Raw genomic sequence first — 20,940 nt, 5'->3', positions numbered from 1 at the left:
ATGATCCATGTGCGGCATAACGCCGCCAAATAGTGAATCTCTCGTTAAAGTTGAGCTGATGTCGTTACGCGCTGAAGATGTATGACCGCTGGACGGTCAATCCGATGCGCGCGCCAGGCGCCAGGCCCTCGGACGCATTGCGCTCGAAGGCCGCCTCGATCCTCTGGCCGCCCGGGGTCCTGCCCTCGATCCGGGCCACAGGACCCTGCACATTTATCCGATCGGCGGTGATGTAGAAACTCTCCTGGCCGGCCGCCGCGCGGATCAGGTCGTGTGGGCGGATGTAGCCGATCGCCGCGCCCTCGGCCGCGGCCGGCGCGGGAACGGCGATCTCCCCGGCCTGGAAGCGGCCGGCCCGGACAATCCCCTCCAGCCGGTTGGCCTCGCCCACGAACCCGGCCACGAAGGCGCCTTCCGGCTCGTCGTGCACCTGTTGCGGCGTGCCCACCTGCTGGATCACGCCGTGGTTCAGGATGGCGACCCGGTCGGCCAGCTCCAGGGCCTCCTCCTGGTCATGGGTGACGAAGATGGTGGTGACGCCGGTGGCGTCGTGGATGCGGCGCAGTTCCTTGCGCAGGGACTTGCGCACGGTGGCGTCCAGGGCGCCGAAGGGCTCGTCCAGCAGCAGGACGCTGGGGCTGACGGCGAGGGCGCGGGCGAGCGCCACCCGCTGGCGCTGGCCGCCGGAGAGCTGGGCGGGGTAGCGTTTTCCCAGGCCCGGCAGCTCCACAAGATTGAGCAGCTCCTCCACCCGCCCGGCGATCTGCGCCTTGGAGGGCTTGGCCGCGCCCTTGCGGACGTCGAGACCGAAGCTGATGTTGCGGGCGAGCGTCATGTGGCGGAACAGGGCGTACTGCTGGAAGACGAAGCCCACCTGGCGCGCCGCGGCGCTGGCATAGGTCATGTCCTGGCCGTCGAACAGGATCTGGCCCTTCTCCGGGAATTCCAGGCCGGCGATGGCCCGCAGCAGGGTGGTCTTGCCCGAGCCCGAGGGGCCCAGCAGGGCCAGCAGCTCGCCGTCGGCGATCTCCAGGCTCACGCCGTTCAGCGCCGGATAGCGGCCGAAGGTCTTCTCCACCGAGCGGATGGAAATGGTCATGGGACGGTTCGTCTCTTAGTCAGTGACGGGCCGGCCGCGACTGCGGCTGGACCATCTCGAGCAGGGTCTTAAGGGCGAGGGTGACGATGGCCAGGAAACAGAGAAGGGCGGCGACGGCGAAGGCGCCGACGAAGTCATACTCGTTGTAGAGGATCTCCACATGCAACGGCATGGTGTTGGTCAGGCCCCGGATGTGGCCCGAGACCACCGACACCGCCCCGAACTCCCCCATGGCGCGGGCGTTGCAGAGCAGGACGCCTTAGAGCAGGATATTGGGGGCCGTGACGCTCCAGAAGGTGCGCAGGCCCGAGGCGCCGAGGGACACCGAAGCCTCCTCCTCGTCCACCCCCTTGCCGGGAAACTCATAGCGGACCAGGGCCCAGGCGGTGGCCAGGCCGAACGCGCCATTGATCAGGGCCGCGATGAGGGCCGCACCGAAGGACAGGCGGTAGGCGGCGAGCGCCCGCTCGGAGAAGGCGGCGTCCAGGAACTCCGGGAAACTCTGCTGCGTGGCCTTCAGCGCGACCGCCAGCATCGGGATCAGGACGATGGTCGACAGGAGGGTGACCGTGACGCCCAGGCTGAGCGCGAATCCCGGAATCGCCGACCGGCGGCGGAGACACGAGCTAATTCCTAGCTAATCTGTAGCCAATATCGCATTTCTGAGGGCGAGGCCTGAAAGCCTGACCACCGCCCACGAGAAAGCCCCGCCCTCATGGTGAGGACGGGGCTGCCGACACGCTAGGATGGGCTTTGGACCTAGCGGCCGTAACCGTTGCTCAGCACCTGGACGATCAGGCCGGTGGCCAGGGCGGCCAGGACGTAGTCGTTGTCGGCGCGGACCCAGCGGTAACCGCGCGGCGGCTGACGCAGGCCGTAACGGCCATAGTCGTTCACGTAGTAGTTGGCGCTGCGATACTGGCTCGGCAGACGCTCGCCCCGGCGCCAGGAATGGCCGCCGTGATGGCGCTGGCCGCCGCGATTGTCCCAGCCGCCGCGCCGGTCATCGCGACGGTCGCCGTAGCGGTTGTCGCGGCGGTCGTTGTAGCGATCGTCGCGCTGGTCGGCGTAGCCTTGCTGATATCGGCCCTGGTATTGGCCTTGATACTGACCCTGATAGTCGCGCTGATACTGCGCAGGCTGGGCCATGGCGGCCGTGCCGCCCAGCAGGGAGATGGCCAGGGCGGCGGCGATTGCGCGTTTCATGAGCGTGTCCTTCGGGAGCCTCAAGCCGGAGGGCTGTCGGCGTTGTCCCCAAGGTGCGACTCGGGCGCTGAACCGGCTTTGAACGGCCGTGGTCATTCCCTGTTCATCACGTTTGGCGCCGCCCTACGCCATCTGCGCGCCGCCCCGCCCCCACCGACGCTAGAGCAAGGGCGGATCACGCTCGACCGGCGAGAACACGAAGTCGCTGTGGGTCCGGGCCTCGACGTTCTCGCGGATCATGGCGTAGCCCGCCTTCTCAATCAGGCTCAGGGCTTCGGCGGTGTTGAAGTTCATCACCTCGATGACCAGGAGCGGGCGGTGCTTGGCCAGGAAGGCTTCCGCGCCACGCAGCACCCCGATCTCCCCGCCGTCCACATCGACCTTCAACAGGCGGCAGGACGGCAGGTCGAGGCTGTCCAGGGCCATGGCCGGAACCCCGGTTCGGCCGCCGTCGGAGTCCTTGGAGACGTTGGAATAGTCGTTGCGGATATAGTTGAAGAACACCTCGCCCGCCCCGTCGGAGACGGCCTTCCCCACGTGGCGGAGGTCCACCTGGCCCGCGAGGCCCGCGTCCTCCACCACCTTGCACAGCAGCGGCGCGAGCCTGGGATTGCACTCGAAGGGCGTCACCCGGCACCCGAGTTCGCCAGCGAAGTAGATGGTGTGGTTGCCGATATTGGCGCCGACGTCGACCACCTCGTCCCCCGGCGACAGCAGCGGCGCCAGGCGCTGCAGGGTCTGAATCTCGTAGAACTGCCCCGCGGCGTGACGCAGGGCGATCGACAGGTTCGTCGGTTCGAACGGAAAGCGATAGGTGCGGGCGGCGCCCTGGACCACCACCTCGCGGGCGCCCTCAAGATAGAGTCTCGCCACCTCGCGGGCCCCGCCGACCATGCTGGGCGCCAGCCGCTCGACGATGGCGCGGTCATCGAGGGCGATGGCGCAGAACAGGGCCGTCTTGGCGTCCTCGACCAAGTCGGGATCGCTACGCCAGCCGTCCTCGTAGATCTGCAGGGCGCCGGCCATGTCGCCGGAGGTGAACCGTTCGGACAGGCGCTGCCGGCGCCCATCGACCCCCACCGCCTCCAGGCGGTCGATCAGGGCTAGCGCCGAGGCGTGGTCGGAGGCGGCCTGGGCGAACCGCATCGCCACGTCCAGCTCCACCGCGTTCTCCTGCGGGAAGTCGGGGACGCCCTTGAGAACCGCCTGGGATTGGGCGAGGCGATTGCATTCACGATAGGCGATCGCCACGAGAAGTTTCTGGTGGCGATTGAGCAACCGCTTGTTGGGCAGGCCGGCATAGATGTCGGTCAGAACCCGGAACTGGGCGGCGGCCCCCAGCGCCCGGAACAGGGTGTTGATCCCCGCAAGGGACGAGGGATCCTGCTGGAAGGCCCGCAGCGCATAGGCCAGCTCCAGCATCTGGTTGCCGAGCCAGCGATGCACGAGGGCCAGGTTGTTGGACGCCGCGTGATCGCCGGCCTTCGACCTGGGCTCAAGATCGGCGAAGAGCTCGGCCTGACGGCCGGCGCGGACAAGGGCGGCGAGATCCATGGTTCATCCCTTGGCGGAAGACGGCGGCGTTCGCGGTCAGGCTCTTGAACGACAATAAGTGCGTCGTGAAGCCGATGACCCGCAAGGACATCTTCCCGCCCCGGCGACGACACGTCCGACGGTTTGGTAGGCCGGGTGGGGGTCGAACCCACGACCATTCGATTAAAAGTCGAATGCTCTACCACTGAGCTACCGGCCCTAAGCGCGGCGTGCAGATGCGCGCCGGGCGAAGCGGCGCGGACCATAGGGTGCGTCCCTGCCCTGGGCAAGGCCGCGCGCGGGCTTTCCAAGGCGCGGAGCCAAGCTGTACAATTGGCTCATGCGCGCCGCCCTGTCCGCCCTTCCGATCCTGGCCCTCGCCGGCGCCTGCACCACCGCGCCGGCCGACGGATCACCGGAGATCCAGACGAGATCGGCCGCCAACCGGGAAAGCATGCAGGGCGCGGTCGTCTCACCCCTGCGGGACGTCAATGTCCTGAGGACCAAGATCCCCCAGGTGCTGCTGGACGCCATGGCCGATCCCTACGCCCTGCCGGTCCCCACCAACTGCGCGCGGATCACCGGCCTGATCCTGCCGCTGAACGGGGCGCTGGGGGCGGACCTGGACGAGCCGCAGGTGGACGAGGACGACCTGATGGTGCGCGGGCGCGGCGCGGCCCTGGGGGCGGTGGCGAGCGCGGCCTCCGGCCTGATCCCCTTCCGGGGCTGGGTGCGCAAGCTCTCCGGCGCCGAACGCCACGACGGCCTGGTCACCGCGGCGATCAATGCCGGCGCGGTGCGCAGGGCCTATCTGAAGGGCCTGGGGGAGTCCCGCGGCTGCAAGCCGCCGGCGACCCCCGCCCACAGCCTGATGGAGCGCGAGCCGCCGATGAGCGAGACCCTGAAGCCCCGGTTCCCGATCCGCTAGACCGCCAAGCGGCTCTTGAAGTCTTTCCGGAACGCCTCAAACCGCCCCTCGGCGATGGCGTGCCGCATGGCCGCCGTCAGGGCCTGGAAGAAGGCGATGTTGTGCCAGGAGAGCAGGACCTGGCCGAGGATCTCCTCGGACTTCACCAGGTGGTGCAGGTAGGCCTTGGAATAGTGGCTGGAGGCCGGACAGGGGCTGGTCTCGTCCAGCGGTGTATCGTCCTCGGCGAAGCGGGCGTTCTTCAGGTTGACGGAGCCTTCCCAGGTCCAGGCCTGGCCGTGGCGGCCCGAACGGGTGGGCAGGACGCAGTCGAACATGTCCACGCCCCGGGCCACGGCCTCCACCAGGTCGATGGGCTTGCCGACCCCCATCAGATAGCGCGGCCGGTCGGCGGGCAGCAGGTCGGGCGCATAGTCCAGCACCTCGCACATGGCCTCGTGCCCCTCCCCCACCGCCAGGCCCCCCAGGGCGTAGCCGTCGAAGCCGGTCTCGATCAGGCGTTCGGCGGACTCCCGGCGCAGGTGCTCGAAGGTGGAGCCCTGCTGGATGCCGAACAGGGCCTGGCGGTCGCGCTCGCCGAAGGCGGCCTTGGAGCGCTGGCCCCAGCGGGCCGAGAGCAGCATGGCCTCCCGCGCCCGGTTCTCCTCGGCCGGCCAGGCGACGCATTCGTCCAGCTGCATGACGATGTCCGAGCCCAGCAGGTCGGCCTGGATCTCGATGGAGCGCTCCGGCGTCAGCACGTGCTTGGAGCCGTCGATATGGCTCTGGAAGGCCACCGACTGCTCGGTGACCTTGGCGATCTTCGACAGGCTCATCACCTGGAAGCCGCCGCTGTCGGTGAGGATAGGTTTGTCCCAGCGCATGAAGTTGTGCAGGCCGCCCAGCCGGGCGACCCGTTCGGCGCCCGGGCGCAGCATCAGGTGATAGGTGTTGCCCAGGATGATGTCGGCGCCGGTGGAGGCCACCTGGTCGACGGTCAGCGCCTTGACGGTGGCCGCCGTCCCCACCGGCATGAAGGCTGGCGTGCGGATGTCGCCGCGGGCGGTCTTCAGCACCCCGGTGCGGGCCTTGCCCTCGGTGGCGGTGATCTCGAAGGGGAAGGCGCTCAAGGGTTCGCCCTCCAGAGCAGGCTGGCGTCGCCATAGGAATAGAACCGGTAGCCCGTGGCGATGGCGTGGGCGTAGGCCGCGTGCATGGTCTCGAACCCCGCGAAGGCGCAGACCAGCATGAACAGGGTCGACTTGGGCAGATGGAAGTTGGTCATCAGCCCGTCCACGACGCGGAACCGGTAGCCGGGGGTGATGAAGATGGCCGTCTCGGCGGCGAAGGGGCGGACCACGCCGTCCTCCCCCGTCGCGCTCTCCAGCAGGCGCAGGGAGGTGGTGCCGACGCAGACGACGCGGCCGCCGGCCGCCTTGGCGACGTTGAGGACGTCGGCGGTTTCCTGAACCACTTCACCGTACTCGGCGTGCATCCTGTGGTCGGCCAGGTCGTCGGTCTTCACCGGCAGGAAGGTGCCGGCGCCCACGTGCAGGGTGACGAAGGCGACGCCGACGCCCCTGGCCTGCAGCCGCGCCATCAGCTCCGGGGTGAAGTGCAGCCCGGCCGTGGGGGCGGCGACCGAGCCGTCGTCCTTGGCGTAGATGGTCTGGTAGTCGGCCCGGTCGCGGGCGTCCTCGGGGCGCTTGGCGGCGATATAGGGCGGCAGGGGCATGGCGCCGCGCTCGGCGATGGCGGCGTCGAGATCGGGGCCGGCCAGATCGAAGGACAGGGTCAGTTCCCCGCCCTCCCCCTTCTCGACGATGGTGGCGTCCAAGGCGCCCAGCAGGCAGGCCTGGTCGTCGGTCTCTCCGAAGGCGACGCGGTCGCCCACGGCCAGGCGCTTGCCCGGCCGCATGAAAGCGGTCCAGCGGCTGGGAGACAGACGGCGGTGCAGAGTGGCCTCGCAGGCCACCTGGCGCTCTTCCCGGTAGCGGATCCCCTTCAGCCGCGCGGGGATCACACGGGTGTCGTTCAGCACCAGGATGTCTCCCGCCCGGAGCTGCTCGGGCAGATCGGCCACGGTCAGGTCGGCCAGGGGCTGGCCCGGCGCGACCCGCAGCATGCGGGCGGAATCCCGCGGGCTGGCCGGCCGCAGGGCGATGTGGTCGTCGGGCAGGTCGAAGTCGAAATCGGCGAGTTGCATGTGGGGGCGTGAAGGCCATGCGCGCCGTCACGCGTCAAGCGCCAGACCATGCTAGAGGCGAGGCATGGGATTCCTCCGAGTCGCGATTTCCGGCCTGGTCGCCGGCCTGATGTTCGCCCAGGGCTTGGCCTGCGCCGTGGCCGCCCTGATCGCCCAGGGCGGGCGCATCCGGCCCAGCCTGGACATCCTGACCCACTTCGCGCCGTTCTGGCTGGCGGGCGCCCTGGTGGTGGTGGCCTACGCCCTGCTGCTGGCGCCGAGGCCGCTGAGGACCATCTTCCTGACCCTGGGCGGGATGGGGGTCATCGCCGCCGGATCGCTTGTCCTGCCGGAGTACGTGCGCCCCATGAGCCCCCGCGCCCCGGCCAGCGCGCCGTATCAACTGAAACTGATCCAGTTCAACGTCTGGGGCCGCAACAACGACCTGTCCGACACCGCCCAATGGATCGTCGACCAGGACCCCGACGTGGTGGTGATCGAGGAGGCCACGCCGGCCATCCGCGACGCCATCCTGCAGCGCCGCGCCTATCATGTGGTCTGCGGAAAGTGCCAGGTGATGATCTTCAGCAAACTGCCGACCATCGACAGCGGGGTCGTCGACACGCCCCACGGCTTGCCGCGACCGCCGATCGCGCGCGGAGCCTATCGCGGCGCGTCTGGCGACTTCACCGTGGTGGGCGCCCACTACACCTGGCCCACCAAGGGCTCTCTGCAACAGCAGCAGGGCCAGCGCCTGGCCTGGATCCTCGACCAGTACCCGAAGGACCCCATGATCCTGGCGGGGGATTTCAACTCCACGCCGTGGTCCTTCTCGCGTCGGCGCGAGGACCGGATGTTCGGACTGGAGCGGCGGACACGGGCCCTGTTCTCCTGGCCGGCCGGAGAGGTCTCCCGCGAGCGGGTGAAGGTCCCCTTCCCCTTCCTGCCCATCGACCATGTCTATGCCGGCAAGGCCTGGCGGACCGTGAGCGTCAAGCGGGGCCCCAGGCTGGGGTCGGACCACTATCCGGTGATCGTCACCCTCGCGCGGGCCAGTTAAGCGAGAGAGGCGATTTCCCGGGCGATATTGGCCCGGGCCACCGCCTCGAACAGGCGGCGGAAGGCCGGGTCGGGATAGATGACCGGGGCCTCCAGGAAGCGTTGCATCACTTGCCTGCGGCCGGCGCGCCAGGCCTCGTCGGGGACGTGGATGTACTCCTCGCGCACCTGACGGGCGTAGGCGTCGTAGTCCAGCGGCGCGGCGGCGAGGATGGCCAGGTCGATGGAGACCAGGATCTCGCCTAGCCGGTCCTCTTCCTCCACCACATGGCCGGCGGTGAGGCGGATCAGCCGGGCCACCTCCTCGCGAGCATGCAGGGAAACGTCGAGGTCGCGGAGATCGCGCTTGGCCATCTCCGCGCTCCTGGCCTCGTTGTCCGAGGCGGTCGGGTCATAGACCGCATCGTGCCACCAGATGGCGTAGGTCAGCACCTGGCGCTCGGAGTCCATCAGGTCGGGGACCTGGTGGAGCAGCGCCAGGCACTGCTCGATATGGGCCCGCGTATGGTAGCGCCTATGCGGCTGCGCGTAGGCGGCTTCCAGGTCCGGGGTCACGCGTCGGCCGCGACCTTCATGGAGACGATCTTGCCGGGCGCGCGCGGGGGCTCGCCCTTGGGCAGGCCGTCCACCAGGTCCATGCCCTCGGTGACTTCGCCCCAGACGGTGTACTGGCCGTCCAGGAACTTGGCGTCGTCGAAGCAGATGAAGAACTGGCTGTTGGCGGAGTTCGGGTTGTTGGTGCGGGCCATCGAGCAGACGCCGCGGACGTGAGGCTCCTTGGAGAACTCGGCGGTCAGGTTCGGCTTGTCCGAGCCGCTGGTGCCGGTGCCGGTCGGGTCGCCGCCCTGGGCCATGAAGCCCGGGATCACGCGGTGGAAGACCACGCCGTCATAGAAGCCCTCGCGGGCGAGTTCCTTGATCCGCTCGACGTGGCCGGGCGCCAGGTCCGGGCGAAGCTTGATCGTCACCGGGCCGCTTTCCAGCGTCATGATCAGGGTATTTTCGGCGTCCATTACTTCACCTCTGAGGGAATCTTGATTGCGCAGGCCGTGAAATCGGCGCCCATCGCGCCGCGCACATTGGCGACCTCGGCCTTGAACCAGGCGCTGTTGGGGTCGATCACCCGGACCTTGGGGCGTTCGGCGGCCGGAATATCCGCCATCACGCGGACCTTCAACATCTTATCGGGATCGACCACAGGTTCGCCGATCTTGATGGCGCGCACCACGTCCAGGCCCGAGATCACTCGTCCGAAGGCAGTGTAGCGCTTCTCCAGAGACGGATAGGCCTGGCGCATCAGGAAGAACTGGCTATTGGCGCTGTCATTGGCCTCGCCGCGGGCCATGCCGGCGACGCCGGGGCAGTAGAGGCCCCAGCCGGAGACCTTGCCGTCGGTGGTCATGGGCATGAGCATCGAGCTCTGGGTCATGACCGGCAGGGCGCCCACGAAGCCGATCTCGGCCACGGTCTGGTCGGCGACCTGGACGAAGGGGGTGGCGGGGCCGCGGCGGAAGCTGAACTCGGCGGCCAGGTCGGGCTTGTCGGAATTGCCCTCCCCGGTGTCCTTGGGGTCGCCGGTCTGGGCCATGAAGGCGTCGATCACCCGGAAGAACAGGCGGCCATCATAGAGCCCCGTGCGGGTCAGCTCCTTGACCCGGACCACGTGGGTGGGGGCGACCTCGGGGGACAGCTCGACCAGGATGCGGCCCTTGGTGGTGTCGATCACCAGGACGTTCTCGGGATCAGGCGTGCGCCAGTCGGCGGCGGAGGGTGCGCCCGGAGCCGGGGGCGCGACGGGCGCCGGCGGAGTCTTGGCCTTGGGGGCGGCGGTGGCGGCGCCGGCGAGCGCCAGGGCCGCGGCGGAGATCAGGAGGGTGCGGATCATGGCTTCTCTCCTAGCCGCGCGCGGCCAAGACCGCCACCCGCGGCGGGCAAGTTCGTTCGACGAAAGAACTAGGCCTGGGCCGCGGCCACCTTGGCCATCAGGGCGTCCTTGACGCCGGGGCTGACGAACTTGCTGACGTCGCCGCCCAGGATGGCGATTTCCTTGATCAGGCGCGAGGACACCGCCTGGTGACGGGGGTCGGCCATCAGGAACACGGTGTCGATGTCGCGGTCGAGCTGCTGGTTCATCGCGGTCATCTGGAATTCGTATTCGAAGTCGGCCACGGCGCGCAGGCCGCGCACGATCATCGAGGCCCCGACCTCGCGGGCGAAGTGGATCAGCAGGCCCTTGAAGGGCTGGACCACGACCTCGGTGGCGCCGGAGAGGCTGGCCGTCTGGTCCCGCAGGATCGCCACACGTTCCTCAAGGTCGAACATCGGGCCCTTGCCGGCGTTGATCGCCACCCCGATCACCAGCTTGTCCACCAGCTTCACGGCCCGCCCGATAATGTCGGTGTGGCCATTGTGGATCGGGTCGAAGGTGCCCGGATAGAGCCCGACGCGGGTGGCCATTCGCCTGTCTTCCCCAACTGTTCTTAGGCTCGGCTTTGGCCGGGCGGACCGGCGATGGCAAGCGCTAAGTTTGGTCGCCCCCGCCTTCGGAGGCTTCCTCGGCGCCCTCATCCTCGCCGCCGCCCTGGTCGGCGAGGCGCTCGACGGAGACGACGTGCTCGTCCTGGGCGGTGCGGAAGATGGTCACGCCGGAGGTGTTGCGGCTGATGACGCGGACCTGGGCGACGGGGGTGCGGATGAGCTGGCCCTGGTCGGTGACCAGCAGGATTTCGTCGAACTCCTCCACCGGGAAGGAGGCGGCCAGACGCCCGCCCTTGCCCTTCTTGGTGAGGTCCTGGGCCAGCAGCCCCTGCCCGCCCCGGCCGGTGCGGCGGAACTCGTAGGCCGAGCTGCGCTTGCCGTAGCCTTCGGTGGAGACGGTGAGGATGAACTCCTCGGCCGCACCCAGTTCGGCGATCCGATCGCCCGACAGGGCGGCTTCCTCGCCGGCCTCGTCGTCGTCCTCGGGCGCCGCGGCGTCCTCGATATCCTCGCCCTCGCCGGAGACGGCGCGGCGCATGGCGTTGGCGTGCTTCACATAGGCCGCGCGTTCGGCGGGCGTGGCGGTGACAGACCGCAGGACGGCCATGGAGATGACGCTGTCGCCTTCGGCCAGGCGGATACCGCGCACGCCGGTGGATTCACGGCCGGCGAAGACCCGGACCTCCTCCGTGGCGAAGCGGATACAACGCCCAAGCGCGGTGGTCAGCAGAATGTCGTTGGCCTGGGCGTTGCAGACGCCGACGCCAATGATGGAGTCGCCCTCGTCCAGCTTCATGGCGATCTTGCCGTTGCGCTTGATGCCGACGAAGTCCGACAGCTTGTTGCGTCGCACGCCGCCGGAGCGGGTGGAGAACATGACGTCGTACTGATCCCAGGTGGCCTCGTCCTCGGGCAGGGGCAGGATCGAGGTGATGCTCTCGCCGGGCTCGATGGGCAGCAGGTTCACGAAGGCCTTGCCGCGCGAGGTCGGCGTGCCCACCGGCAGACGCCAGACCTTGAGCTGGTAGACCTTGCCGCCGGAGGAGAAGAACAGCATCGGGGTATGGGTGTTGGCCGAGAAGACGCGGGTGACCGCATCCTCGTCCTTGGTGGACATGCCCGAGCGGCCCTTGCCGCCGCGATGCTGGGTCCGGTAGGTCACCAGCGGGGTGCGCTTCACATAGCCGCCGTGGGTCACGGTGATGACCATGTCCTCGCGGGCGATCAGGTCCTCGTCCTCGACGTCGGCGTCGCCGTCGACGATCTCGGTGCGGCGCGGCACGGCGAAGGCGGCGCGCACCTCCACCAGCTCCTGACGGACCACGGCCATGATGTTGTCGCGCGACGACAGCAGGCTCAGGTGGCCCTGGATGGCGCCGGCCAGGGTCTCGGCCTCGCCGAAGATCTCGTCACGGCCAAGGCCGGTGAGGCGCGAGAGGGTGAGCGCCAGGATGGCGCGCGCCTGCTCCTCGGTCAGGCGGATCAGGCCGCCGGCTTCCAGAACCGTGCGCGGGTCGGCGATCAGCTCAACCAGGGGCATCATGTCGCTCGCCGGCCAGCCCTTGGCGACAATGCGCTCGCGCGCCTCGGCCGGGTCCTTGGACGAGCGGATGATGTGGATGAACTCGTCGATATTGGCCACGGCGATGGCCAAGCCCACCAAGACGTGACCGCGGTCGCGGGCCTTGGAGAGCTCGAACTTCTCGCGGCGGACAACGACTTCCTCACGGAACTCGATGAAGGCCACGATCATCTCGCGCAGGCCCATCTGCAGCGGACGGCCGCGGTTCAGGGCCAGCATGTTGACGCCGAAGGAGCTCTGCAGCGGGGTGAACCGGTAGAGCTGGTTCAGCACCACGTCGGCCGAGGCGTCGCGCTTGAGCTCGACGACCACGCGCATGCCCTGGCGGTCGCTCTCGTCGCGCAGGTCGGCGACGCCCTCGACGCGCTTTTCCCGCACCAGTTCGGCGATGCGCTCCACCAGGGAGGCCTTGTTCACCTGGTAGGGGATGGCGGTGATGATGATGGCTTCGCGGTCCTTGCGGACCTCTTCGATGGCGGCCTTGCCGCGCATGATCACAGAGCCGCGCCCGGTCATCAGGGCGTTGCGCGCCCCGGTGCGGCCGATGATCTCGCCGCCGGTGGGGAAGTCGGGGCCGGGCACGATGTCCAGCAGCTCGTCGGTCCCGATCTCGGGATTGTCGACATAGGCCAGGCAGGCGTCGACGATCTCGCCCAGGTTATGGGGCGGGATGTTGGTGGCCATGCCGACGGCGATGCCGCCCGCGCCGTTCACCAGCAGGTTGGGGATGCGCGAGGGCAGGACCACGGGCTCGTGCTCGGAGCCGTCGTAGTTGTCCTTGAAGTCGACCGTGTCCTTGTCGAGATCGGCCAGGATGGCCATGGCCGCCTTGGTCAGGCGGCACTCGGTGTAGCGCATGGCCGCCGGCGGGTCGTTGTCCACCGAGCCGAAATTGCCCTGACCGTCGATCAGCAGCTGGCTCATGGAGAACGGCTGGGCCAGGCGGACCAGGGTGTCGTAGATCGCGAGGTCGCCGTGCGGGTGATACTTACCCATCACGTCGCCGACGACGCGGGCCGACTTCACATAGGAGCGGTCAGGGGTGTGCCCCTGCTCGCTCATCGAGAACAGGATGCGGCGATGCACCGGTTTCAGGCCGTCGCGCACGTCTGGAAGGGCGCGGCTGACGATGACGCTCATGGCGTAGTCGAGGTAGGACTTCTTGAGTTCGTCCTCGATGGCGATAGGGGCGATGCCCCCGCGCCGGCCGTCGTCCGGAGGGATGGTGCTGTCGTCGCTCAAGGGGAATTTTTCGCCGTTGGAATCGGACTGGAAATCAGAGTTCAGTTGTTAACATCCCAGGACCCCCGAGGCCAACCTTCGTGAGCCCGGGAAACGCCTTTGGAGCCGCCATGAGATATGCCCTGCCCGGACTGATCGCCGGCCTGACCGCGACCGCGGCGCTCGCCGCCACGCCTCCGGCCAACCTTCGGATCGATTTGAAGAATTCCACCGGCGGCTCAGCCGGAACCGCAACCCTCTCCGGGGCCCCGAACGGCGTGCTGCTGAAGCTGGAGGTCAAGGGCCTGGCGCCGGGCTGGCACGGCCTGCACTTCCATGAAAAGGGCGACTGCTCGGCGAGCGGCTTCACCTCGGCCGGGGCCCACGTCCACGGCCAGGCCGGCGTCGCGCACGGCCTGCTGAACCCCGACGGCAACGAGGCCGGCGACCTGCCCAACCTCCATGTCGCCGCCGATGGAACCGGAACCGCCGAGCTGTTCGCCCCCTATGTCACCCTGGGGGGCGGCGGGGCCAAACCCGAGCTGATGGACGCCGACGGCTCGGCCCTGGTGATCCACGCCAATCCCGACGACCACAAGACTCAGCCCATCGGCGGCGCGGGCCCGCGCATAGCCTGCGGCGCGATTTCGAAGGGGTAGGCGCGGGGTCCCGGCGCTCACAGACGCCTTGCAACCGTGAGCGCCGGGCCGCAACCTCAAGAATGGCTATGGTTCTGGGCGCCCTAGCGCCGCGGTTCGTCTGCCCGACGACCAGCAATCCGCGTTACACCTCAGCCGCCTTCGGGGGCCGTTACATCCTGCTGGGCTTCCTGCCGACCGACGAGGCGGGCCGGCGTCAGGCCCTGGCCCAGATCGTGGCCCACCGCGACCTGTTCGACGACGTCCGCCTGTCGGCCTATGGCGTGCTGCGCGACGAAGGCGCGATCGCCATGGCGCGCGACCAGCAGGGCCTGCGCTGGTTCCTGGATCGCGACGGGGCGGTGAGCCGGCTTTTCGAGGCCCTGGACGCCCAGGGCCAGGCCCGGCCCCGCTGGGTGCTGCTGGACCCGGCCGAGTGCATCCTGGGGATCACCGACATAGACAAGGCCGAGCGGCTGTTCGAGCTGCTGCGCAGGCTTCCCGCCCCGGAGGACCATGCCGGGGTCCCGCTGCACGCCCCGGTGCTGATCGCCCCGCGGATCTTCGAGCCCGACCTCTGCCGGCGGCTGATCGCCCACTACGAGGCCGACGGCGGGACCCCGTCAGGGGTGATGCGGGAGATCGGCGGCAAGACGGTCGGCATGCTCGACGACTACAAGAAACGCCGCGACACAATGATCAGCGATCCCGAGTTGGCGCGGGAAACCCGGCTGGCCCTGACCCACCGGCTGATCCCGCAGATCCGCAAGGTGTTCCAGTTCAAGGTCACCCACATCGAGCGTTATCTGGTGGCCTGCTACAGCGCCGAGGAGGGCGGCTACTTCAAGCCGCATCGCGACGACACCACGCCGGGGACCGCCCACCGCCGCTTCGCCTGTTCCATCAACCTCAACGCCGAGGACTTCGAGGGCGGGAATCTGACCTTCGCGGAATTCGGCAGCAAGACCTATCGCCCGCCCACCGGCGGAGCGGTGGTGTTCTCCTGCGCCCTGCTGCATGAGGCGACGCCGGTGACCAAGGGCCGCCGCTACGCCTTCCTGCCCTTCCTCTACGACGCCGAGGCCGCCGAGGTCCGGCGGGCGAACCTCGGGAGCCTGGAGGGCACGGAGCCGGTGGAGGATTAGGGCGTAAGCCTAGAACGGGATCTCGTCGTCCAGGTCGGCGGAGAAGTCCTCCCGGGGGGCCGAGCTCTGGGCGCGGGGACCGGAGGAGAAGCCGCCGCGATCGGAGGCGCCATAGCCGCCACCTTCGTCGCGTTCGGCGTCGCCGCGGCCGTCCAGCATGGTGAGTTCGCCGCGGAACTTCTGCAGCACGATCTCGGTGGAGAACTTCTCCACGCCCGACTGGTCGGTCCATTTGCGGGTCTGAATCGAGCCCTCGATATAGACCTTGGAGCCCTTCTTCAGATAGTTCTCGGCCACCTTCACGAGGTTCTCGTTGAAGATCACCACCCGGTGCCACTCGGTCTTTTCCTTGCGCTCGCCCGAGCTCTTGTCGCGCCAGGTCTCCGACGTGGCGATGCGCAGATTGGCGACGCGATCGCCCGAGCCGAGGCTGCGAATTTCGGGGTCGGCGCCCAGATTGCCGACCAGAATGACCTTGTTGACGCTGCCCGCCATGTCGCTGTTCCTGTCTTTTCCGTAGATGCGGACCGTCGGTCCATGCGCGGCACGCTAGACGAGGCGTCGCGCGCGATCAATGTTAATGTTCTGCCTTCGTTCACGTTTGGCGCAGACCGTCCACAGCCCATTGGCTCGGCGGCGCGTGGCGTAGGGTCGCGCGCCTATTCCCGCGGCATGGCGCCGGGGACGGCGAGCCGGCCGTCGCCGGTGCGGACCAGGGCCACATAGCGGTGGGCCTCCAGGGAGGGCGCGGTCAGCACCCCCTCCTTCTGGAGGAAGATGAAGTTGCCCTGATAGGCGCCGGTGATCTCGTACTGGCTGCCACCCATGCGCAGGAACTTGACCCGCATGGCTTCCAGGGACGCGGCGCAGTGCTCGAGATCCGAGAGGCCGCTCACCAGCTTGTTGTACTTCAGCGTCCCGTCCTTCTGGAACTGGACCACGTAGCAGACGCCCACGTCGCCGGGCGGCACGGTGCGTTTGGCGCAGGCGCCGAGAGCGATGAGGGCGGCGCCGAGCAGGAGGAGATTGCGAACCATGGCGTCAGACTACACAGCCCGATTGCGGCGCGCGAGTGGCCTTTGTGCTAGAGCATTTTCCGATAAGTGTGAAACGGTTATCGGATCGAAAAATGCTCTAACCTTTGGAAGTAGAGCCCTTTTCATCCGATCTGATTGAAACAATCAGATCGGAAAGGGCTCTAGCCGATCGACGGGATGGCGCAGCCGGGGCCCTGCTCCACCAGGGTGCGGAAGCTGCGGTTGTCGCCGGAGACCTCGACCTTGCCCGGAACCAGACGCAGGGTCTGGGCCATCCAGCGGCCATAGGTCGCGCCGCCGGAGCGTTCGCAGTGGCCGGCGAACAGGGCCTGGACGCAGGCGCCGAGCGACATTTCCGAGGGCAGCTTGGACCAGGCCGCGCCCGAATAGCGCCAGCAGGTTCCGGCCGGGCCGCCGGCCGCGGGGGTGGTCGGCGTGCTGGCGGCGCTCGGCGCGGCGGCGGCGGCGGGCGCCTGGGCCAGGACAGGCTCGGTCTGGACCGGCGGCAGGGGGGTCAGGACGGTGCCGGCCTGGTCGGCGGCGGCCAGGTTGCCGCTGGAATCGACGCCGACATCCAGGGCGCCGGTGGCCACGCCGTTCTTCTGGGCGCACTGCGCCAGGGTGACCTCGCCGACATACTGGCCGGCGACGAAGCAGCGTAGCGGCCGGGCGGGATCGATGCCGCCGTCGTCGACCGCGGTGGTTTCCACCACCAGGCCGCCCTGGGAGGCGGGCGGGGCGGCGTGCTTCTCGCCGCGGGTCTTGGAGACCATGCCGATGGCGATGCCGAGGCCAGCCAGGAGGGCGAGCGCCCCGCCGATCAAGGCGAGAACAATTCGCCGGTCGTTGAAGATATCCATGCCCCCTCGCTAGACCGCGCGTGTGACGGTTTCAAGCGTTCGTGATCGGACGCGCCGTCAGCTGCCGCCACCCAGGCGGTCGAGGGCGGCCTGGTAGTTGGCGATCTGGTTGGTCAGATAGGCCGGCACCGGCCCCTCGGCCTTGGCCTTCTCGGACGCCCGTTGGCTGAGCGGCGTGGCCGCCTCCTTGAGGTCCTTGTAGGCGTTGCGGATCACGCCCAGGGCCGTGGCCAGGGCGGCCTTGGCGTGGGAGACGCCGTCGGCGTCGTCGAGGTTGAGGTCCTTTTCCAGGCCCAGGCCGTAGAAGGCCCCCTTCCCGTCCGCCGGCGTGGTCTTGCCCTTCTTGTCGGTGACGGTGGCGCGCACGACGCCCTCGGGAAGGCCCAACAGGTCCAGGGCGTCCTTGCCGGTCTTGCCGGCGGAGAACTCCAGGATGGTGCGCGCGTTGAGCGGCTTGACCTGAATGGACCGTACGCCGCCCGAGGTGACGATCTCCACCTTGGCCTGATAGTTCAGGCCGCGCTTCAGCTTGGTGACCAGGGTCTCCAACGTGTCGTTGGCCTCCATGGTGATGGTCTTGAAGGCGCCGGCCTCGCCGGTGCGCACCTGGAACTGGTCGCCGGCCCGCACCGAGCTGACGGCGGTGAGCTGCGGGGAGTCGCTCAGGTCCAGCAGCCCCTTGGGCAGGCCCAGGCGATCGAGCGCGCTGGCCCCGGAGGCGTCGATGGCGATGGCCGTGGGGGTGGCGTAACCGTCCTTGCCGCTGAAGCGCCGGGAGAAGCCCACAGCGCCGCTGTTGACGTCCAGCTCGGCCAGGAAGCCGTCCTTCTTGGCCACCGGATCCTCGCCCGGCAGGTCGGTCCCGGCCTGGCCGGTGAGATAGATGCGGCCCTCGGCCATGGCCAGGCCCGAGACCCGGTCGTCGCCGGCGCCGCCGTAATAGGCCATGCGGTCGCTGGCGTTGAGGCTGAGATCGGCCGCGATCCGCGCGGCGAAGCCGTCGGTCCCGCCGCTATAGCCGCGGGTGACCGCCCCGGCCGCCATGGAATCGTTGCGGGTCGATCCGGCTATGACCAGCTGGCCGCCGTCCAGGGCCAGGCCCGCGATCTCGCCGCCGGAGAGGTCGCCCAGGTCGCGGGAGGCGGTCTCCACCGGGGTTCCGCCGGAGAGGTCGAAACGGTGCAGGACGGCATGGCCGTCCTCGTTGTTGGCCAGGTGCAGGGTCGAGCCGTCCACCACCAGGCCGCCGGGCCGGTCCGAGCCGGCCGAGCCCACGCTCTGGGTGAAAAGGGTGGAGACCTTGCCCGCGGCGTCGGCCTTGAAGCCCTCGATATAGGCGTCCCAGCCGCCCAGCGCGGTGGTTCCCGGCAGGCTCGACTGGGCGCGGCCGGCGACATAGACCGCCCCGTCGGCGCCGAAGGCGATCTGGGTGGCCTCGTCGTTCTGGCGCGCGCCGCGGCGCTGGGTCCAGAGTTCCTCGCCCTCGGTGTTCAACACCGTGACGAAGCTGTCGGAACTGGTGGCGAAGCTGCCGGTGGCGCCCGAATTCAGCGCCCCTTCGGTCGCCCCGCTCAAGCCCCCGGTGACCTTGCCGGCGACGGCGATCTGACCGTCGGCGGAGATCGCCAGGGCCAGGCCGCTGGCGTTGGACGAGGCGCCCAGGGTGCGGGTGAAGAGCAGCTTGCCGGCGGAGTCGTATTTCAGCAGGGCGACGTCCTGATCGCCCTTGATGTCCTGACCCGAGGTCTTGCCGGTGACGTCGGCCAGCACATAGACCGAACCATCGGAGCCGACCTGGGTGGCATGGACCGTCCCCACCGTCTTTTCCATGTCCTTGGCCCAGACCCGACCGTCGACATAGTTTGCGTCGCCGGTGGCCTGGGGCGGCGGCGTCACGTCGACGGTGTCGGTCTGCACCTTCATCAGCTGGCTGAGGACCACGCCGTCCTTGGTGGAGGCCTTGCCGTCCGGATCGGGGTTGCCGACGCTCTGGGCCAGGTAGATGGCCGGTTCGGTCTTCGGCGCAGAGAAGGTCAGGGTGTCGCCGGAATCGACGTTGAACTTCATCGCCCACTGGTCGGGATTGACCCCCACCTTCACCGCCTTGCCGGCCACCTGGACGGTGCGGTCGCCGCCGGGGATGCGCAGGGAGGCCACCCGCGTGCCGACGCCGGCGTCGCTGAGCTGGGTGTTGATGTAGGACATCACGTTGGACATGTTCCGGGGCGTGGCGCCCATGTCGGCCAGGTCGATGGTGATGTCGTGGGTCACGCCCACGCGCTTGATCGAGATGTTGAACTTCACGTCGCCCTGGAAGGCGTCGACGGGGGCCGAGACGTCCCCGGAGACCAGGGGCGGGGTGGTGTAGTCGGTCTTGGCCTTGGCCACCCCCAGCTTGGACTTGGCCTTGTCGGTCACCTCGGCGCGGGTCAGGCGGATCTGGTCCATCTCCAGCTGGTCGGTATAGGCGGTGACCTCGGCTAGGCCCTTGCCGAACACCGACTTGATCCGATCCTTGTCGACGCTGGTCAGGCCCTTGCCGCCGATCTGGTCGACGACGCCGGCCAGGGTGTCGAGGCCCTGATATAGGGCGAACAGCTTCTTGTAGTCGGAACTGGCGCCGGCCAGGTCGAGCTGGGCGGCGTTCTCGTCGATCAACTTGTGCCCCAGCATGGCCTTCTTGACCGCCGTGGTCATCAAGGCCGGTGTGTTGGAGGCGGTCTTCGCTCCGGGCAGCCAGGGGGCGCTGGGGGCGTATTTCTTGGCGGTGCTGGTCCCCGAAGCGGTCGTGGTCCCACCCGACGACACGCCCGAGCGCGCCGCGTAGTAGTTGACCAGGATGCTGGTGTCGAAGGTGATCGTCATGATCCGCCGTCCGCGGACAGGGTTCCGCCGGCCAACCTTGCCACGGCCAGGGATGACGGGACGTTAAGCCGCAGCGTTAAGACGCAAAAGGCGCCAGAGCGTGACAGCCGAAAGTGGTCTCCGGTTTCGGCGCCGGTCACGCTCTGATCCTTGAAGATCGGGCCTTTTCTTGCTGTTCAAGCCCTTTGGCTTGAACAGCAAAGGCCCGAGCCTGGATGGCTCGAGCCTCAAGACGCCCGGACTGTGGGACGGGGTTCAATTACTTGAACAGCGACAGGATGATCTGGGGCGCCTGGTTGGCGATCGACAGGGCCTGGGCGCCGAGTTGCTGCTGGACCTGGAGGGCCTGGAGGTGGGCGCTTTCCTTGGCGACGTCGGCGTCCACCAGGTTGCCGATCCCGGCCTGCAGCACGTCGGTCAGCTTGGAGACGAACTTGTTGTGGTTCTCGATCTGCTTGGCCTGGGCGCCGAGGTTGCCCAGCGCCTGGTTGACGTTGGCGATCGAGGTGGTGAGGTCGGCGAGCGCCGTCTGGGCGTCGGTGACCGTGGAGATCGAGGCGGTGGTGGCCAGGGTGATGATCAGACCGCCTAGGCTCATGTCCTGGCCAGACAGGGTGATGTAGGCGTTGGCGTCGGCGTTGGCCAGGAAGCGGATCGAGGGCGTGGTGCCGTCCAGGATGTCGGCGCCGTCGAAGGAGGCGTTCTGGCCGACCTGGGCGATTTGACGCAGGATCGATTTGAAGTCGGCGTCCAGGGCGCCGCGGGAGTTGGCGTCGAGGGAAGGGTCCTGGGCGGAGACCACCTTTTCCTTCAGCTGCACCAGCAGGTCGGAGATGGATTCGCCGGCGGCCATGGAGACCTCGGCGATGGACTGGGCGCGGTCCAGGCTCATCTTCACCGCCGAGAGGGCGCCGATGTCGGCGCGCTGCCCCTGGGCGATGGACCACACCGAGGCGTTGTCCTTGGCGTTCGCGATCGACAGGCCCGTATTGATACGGTTCTGAACGTCACTCAGTTCATCGTTGGTCTTGTTCAGGTTCTGCAGCGCGACGAGGGCTGACTTGTTGGTATGAACGCTGATTGACACTACCCGGCCTCCTTGGCGCGCCCGACCCCTTCAACCGT

General features: G+C 68.4%; 21 protein-coding genes and 1 tRNA gene. 4 read left to right on the top strand and 18 right to left on the bottom strand.

Going from position 1 to position 20,940, the window contains the following annotated elements:
• Positions 1-64: 64 nt before the first annotated feature.
• The 6 genes from Q7T09_RS11025 to Q7T09_RS11005 form a co-directional block, all read right to left on the bottom strand.
• The gene (locus tag Q7T09_RS11025) at positions 65-1,099 is read right to left on the bottom strand and encodes a sulfate/molybdate ABC transporter ATP-binding protein (protein WP_304699658.1); all 1,035 of its coding nucleotides are present in this window, start codon (positions 1,097-1,099) and stop codon (positions 65-67) included.
• A 19-nt stretch (positions 1,100-1,118) separates the two neighbouring features.
• A complete protein-coding gene (locus tag Q7T09_RS20490; RefSeq protein ID WP_370689234.1) occupies positions 1,119-1,331 on the bottom strand; it encodes a hypothetical protein in 213 nt (70 codons plus the stop codon).
• 27 nt (positions 1,332-1,358) lie between these two features.
• Positions 1,359-1,634 (bottom strand): hypothetical protein, encoded by a 276-nt coding sequence (locus tag Q7T09_RS20485; RefSeq protein WP_370689233.1) that lies wholly within the window; start codon positions 1,632-1,634, stop codon positions 1,359-1,361.
• A 224-nt stretch (positions 1,635-1,858) separates the two neighbouring features.
• Positions 1,859-2,305: an RcnB family protein gene (locus Q7T09_RS11015; protein ID WP_304699656.1), complete on the bottom strand. Its 447-nt coding sequence runs from the start codon at positions 2,303-2,305 to the stop codon at positions 1,859-1,861.
• 159 nt (positions 2,306-2,464) lie between these two features.
• Entirely contained in the window at positions 2,465-3,859 is a 1,395-nt protein-coding gene (locus Q7T09_RS11010; protein ID WP_304699655.1) for an FkbM family methyltransferase, read from the bottom strand.
• Positions 3,860-3,983: 124 nt separating this feature from the next.
• A tRNA-Lys gene (locus Q7T09_RS11005) sits at positions 3,984-4,058 on the bottom strand.
• A gap of 120 nt (positions 4,059-4,178) precedes the next feature.
• Between Q7T09_RS11005 and Q7T09_RS11000 the strand changes: the two genes are divergently transcribed.
• Positions 4,179-4,766: a hypothetical protein gene (locus Q7T09_RS11000; protein WP_304699654.1), complete on the top strand. Its 588-nt coding sequence runs from the start codon at positions 4,179-4,181 to the stop codon at positions 4,764-4,766.
• On the opposite strand, the gene tgt is transcribed toward Q7T09_RS11000, so the two are convergent.
• A complete protein-coding gene (gene tgt / locus Q7T09_RS10995; RefSeq protein WP_304699652.1) occupies positions 4,763-5,875 on the bottom strand; it encodes a tRNA guanosine(34) transglycosylase Tgt in 1,113 nt (370 codons plus the stop codon). The two genes, Q7T09_RS11000 and tgt, sit on opposite strands and share 4 nt — an antisense overlap.
• Positions 5,872-6,951 (bottom strand): tRNA preQ1(34) S-adenosylmethionine ribosyltransferase-isomerase QueA, encoded by a 1,080-nt coding sequence (gene queA / locus Q7T09_RS10990; RefSeq protein ID WP_304699650.1) that lies wholly within the window; start codon positions 6,949-6,951, stop codon positions 5,872-5,874. The genes tgt and queA overlap by 4 nt, the downstream gene beginning before the upstream one ends.
• A 64-nt stretch (positions 6,952-7,015) precedes the next feature.
• On the opposite strand from queA, the gene Q7T09_RS10985 reads away from it, so the two are divergent.
• Positions 7,016-7,990: an endonuclease/exonuclease/phosphatase family protein gene (locus Q7T09_RS10985; RefSeq protein ID WP_304699647.1), complete on the top strand. Its 975-nt coding sequence runs from the start codon at positions 7,016-7,018 to the stop codon at positions 7,988-7,990.
• On the opposite strand, the gene Q7T09_RS10980 is transcribed toward Q7T09_RS10985, so the two are convergent.
• The 5 genes from Q7T09_RS10980 to gyrA form a co-directional block, all read right to left on the bottom strand.
• Entirely contained in the window at positions 7,987-8,544 is a 558-nt protein-coding gene (locus Q7T09_RS10980) for a phosphohydrolase (protein WP_304699646.1), read from the bottom strand. The genes Q7T09_RS10985 and Q7T09_RS10980 overlap by 4 nt on opposite strands.
• Entirely contained in the window at positions 8,541-9,002 is a 462-nt protein-coding gene (locus Q7T09_RS10975; protein ID WP_304699645.1) for a peptidylprolyl isomerase, read from the bottom strand. The genes Q7T09_RS10980 and Q7T09_RS10975 overlap by 4 nt, the downstream gene beginning before the upstream one ends.
• The gene (locus Q7T09_RS10970) at positions 9,002-9,874 is read right to left on the bottom strand and encodes a peptidylprolyl isomerase (RefSeq protein WP_304699643.1); all 873 of its coding nucleotides are present in this window, start codon (positions 9,872-9,874) and stop codon (positions 9,002-9,004) included. Before Q7T09_RS10970 ends, Q7T09_RS10975 begins: the two co-directional genes overlap by 1 nt.
• 68 nt (positions 9,875-9,942) lie before the next feature.
• Positions 9,943-10,446 carry a pantetheine-phosphate adenylyltransferase gene (gene coaD / locus Q7T09_RS10965; protein ID WP_304699642.1) on the bottom strand — a complete coding sequence of 168 codons (504 nt, stop codon included), beginning with the start codon at positions 10,444-10,446 and terminating at the stop codon, positions 9,943-9,945.
• Positions 10,447-10,510: 64 nt separating this feature from the next.
• Positions 10,511-13,291, bottom strand: a complete 2,781-nt coding sequence (gyrA, locus tag Q7T09_RS10960; RefSeq protein ID WP_304699640.1) for a DNA gyrase subunit A — start codon at positions 13,289-13,291, stop codon at positions 10,511-10,513.
• A gap of 110 nt (positions 13,292-13,401) precedes the next feature.
• Here gyrA and Q7T09_RS10955 point away from each other — a divergent pair, with 110 nt between their 5' ends.
• Entirely contained in the window at positions 13,402-13,929 is a 528-nt protein-coding gene (locus Q7T09_RS10955; protein ID WP_304699639.1) for a superoxide dismutase family protein, read from the top strand.
• 62 nt (positions 13,930-13,991) lie between these two features.
• Positions 13,992-15,053, top strand: a complete 1,062-nt coding sequence (locus tag Q7T09_RS10950) for a 2OG-Fe(II) oxygenase (protein ID WP_304699638.1) — start codon at positions 13,992-13,994, stop codon at positions 15,051-15,053.
• A 9-nt stretch (positions 15,054-15,062) separates the two neighbouring features.
• On the opposite strand, the gene ssb is transcribed toward Q7T09_RS10950, so the two are convergent.
• The 5 genes from ssb to Q7T09_RS10925 all read right to left on the bottom strand — a co-directional run bounded on the left by ssb (position 15,063) and on the right by Q7T09_RS10925 (position 20,902).
• The gene (gene ssb / locus Q7T09_RS10945) at positions 15,063-15,548 is read right to left on the bottom strand and encodes a single-stranded DNA-binding protein (protein ID WP_304699637.1); all 486 of its coding nucleotides are present in this window, start codon (positions 15,546-15,548) and stop codon (positions 15,063-15,065) included.
• A gap of 164 nt (positions 15,549-15,712) precedes the next feature.
• A complete protein-coding gene (locus tag Q7T09_RS10940; protein ID WP_304699635.1) occupies positions 15,713-16,090 on the bottom strand; it encodes a hypothetical protein in 378 nt (125 codons plus the stop codon).
• A gap of 161 nt (positions 16,091-16,251) precedes the next feature.
• Positions 16,252-16,950, bottom strand: coding sequence for a hypothetical protein (locus Q7T09_RS10935; protein WP_304699633.1), 699 nt, complete (start codon positions 16,948-16,950; stop codon positions 16,252-16,254).
• A 57-nt stretch (positions 16,951-17,007) separates the two neighbouring features.
• Complete coding sequence (locus Q7T09_RS10930) at positions 17,008-19,815, bottom strand: hypothetical protein (RefSeq protein WP_304699631.1); 2,808 nt, start codon at positions 19,813-19,815, stop codon at positions 17,008-17,010.
• A 259-nt stretch (positions 19,816-20,074) separates the two neighbouring features.
• Positions 20,075-20,902 (bottom strand): flagellin, encoded by an 828-nt coding sequence (locus Q7T09_RS10925; protein WP_304699629.1) that lies wholly within the window; start codon positions 20,900-20,902, stop codon positions 20,075-20,077.
• Positions 20,903-20,940: the final 38 nt, after the last annotated feature.

It is taken from the genome of Phenylobacterium sp., from assembly GCF_030645195.1.
GTDB lineage: Bacteria > Pseudomonadota > Alphaproteobacteria > Caulobacterales > Caulobacteraceae > Phenylobacterium.
This window is presented reverse-complemented; position numbering and strand designations above follow the sequence as displayed.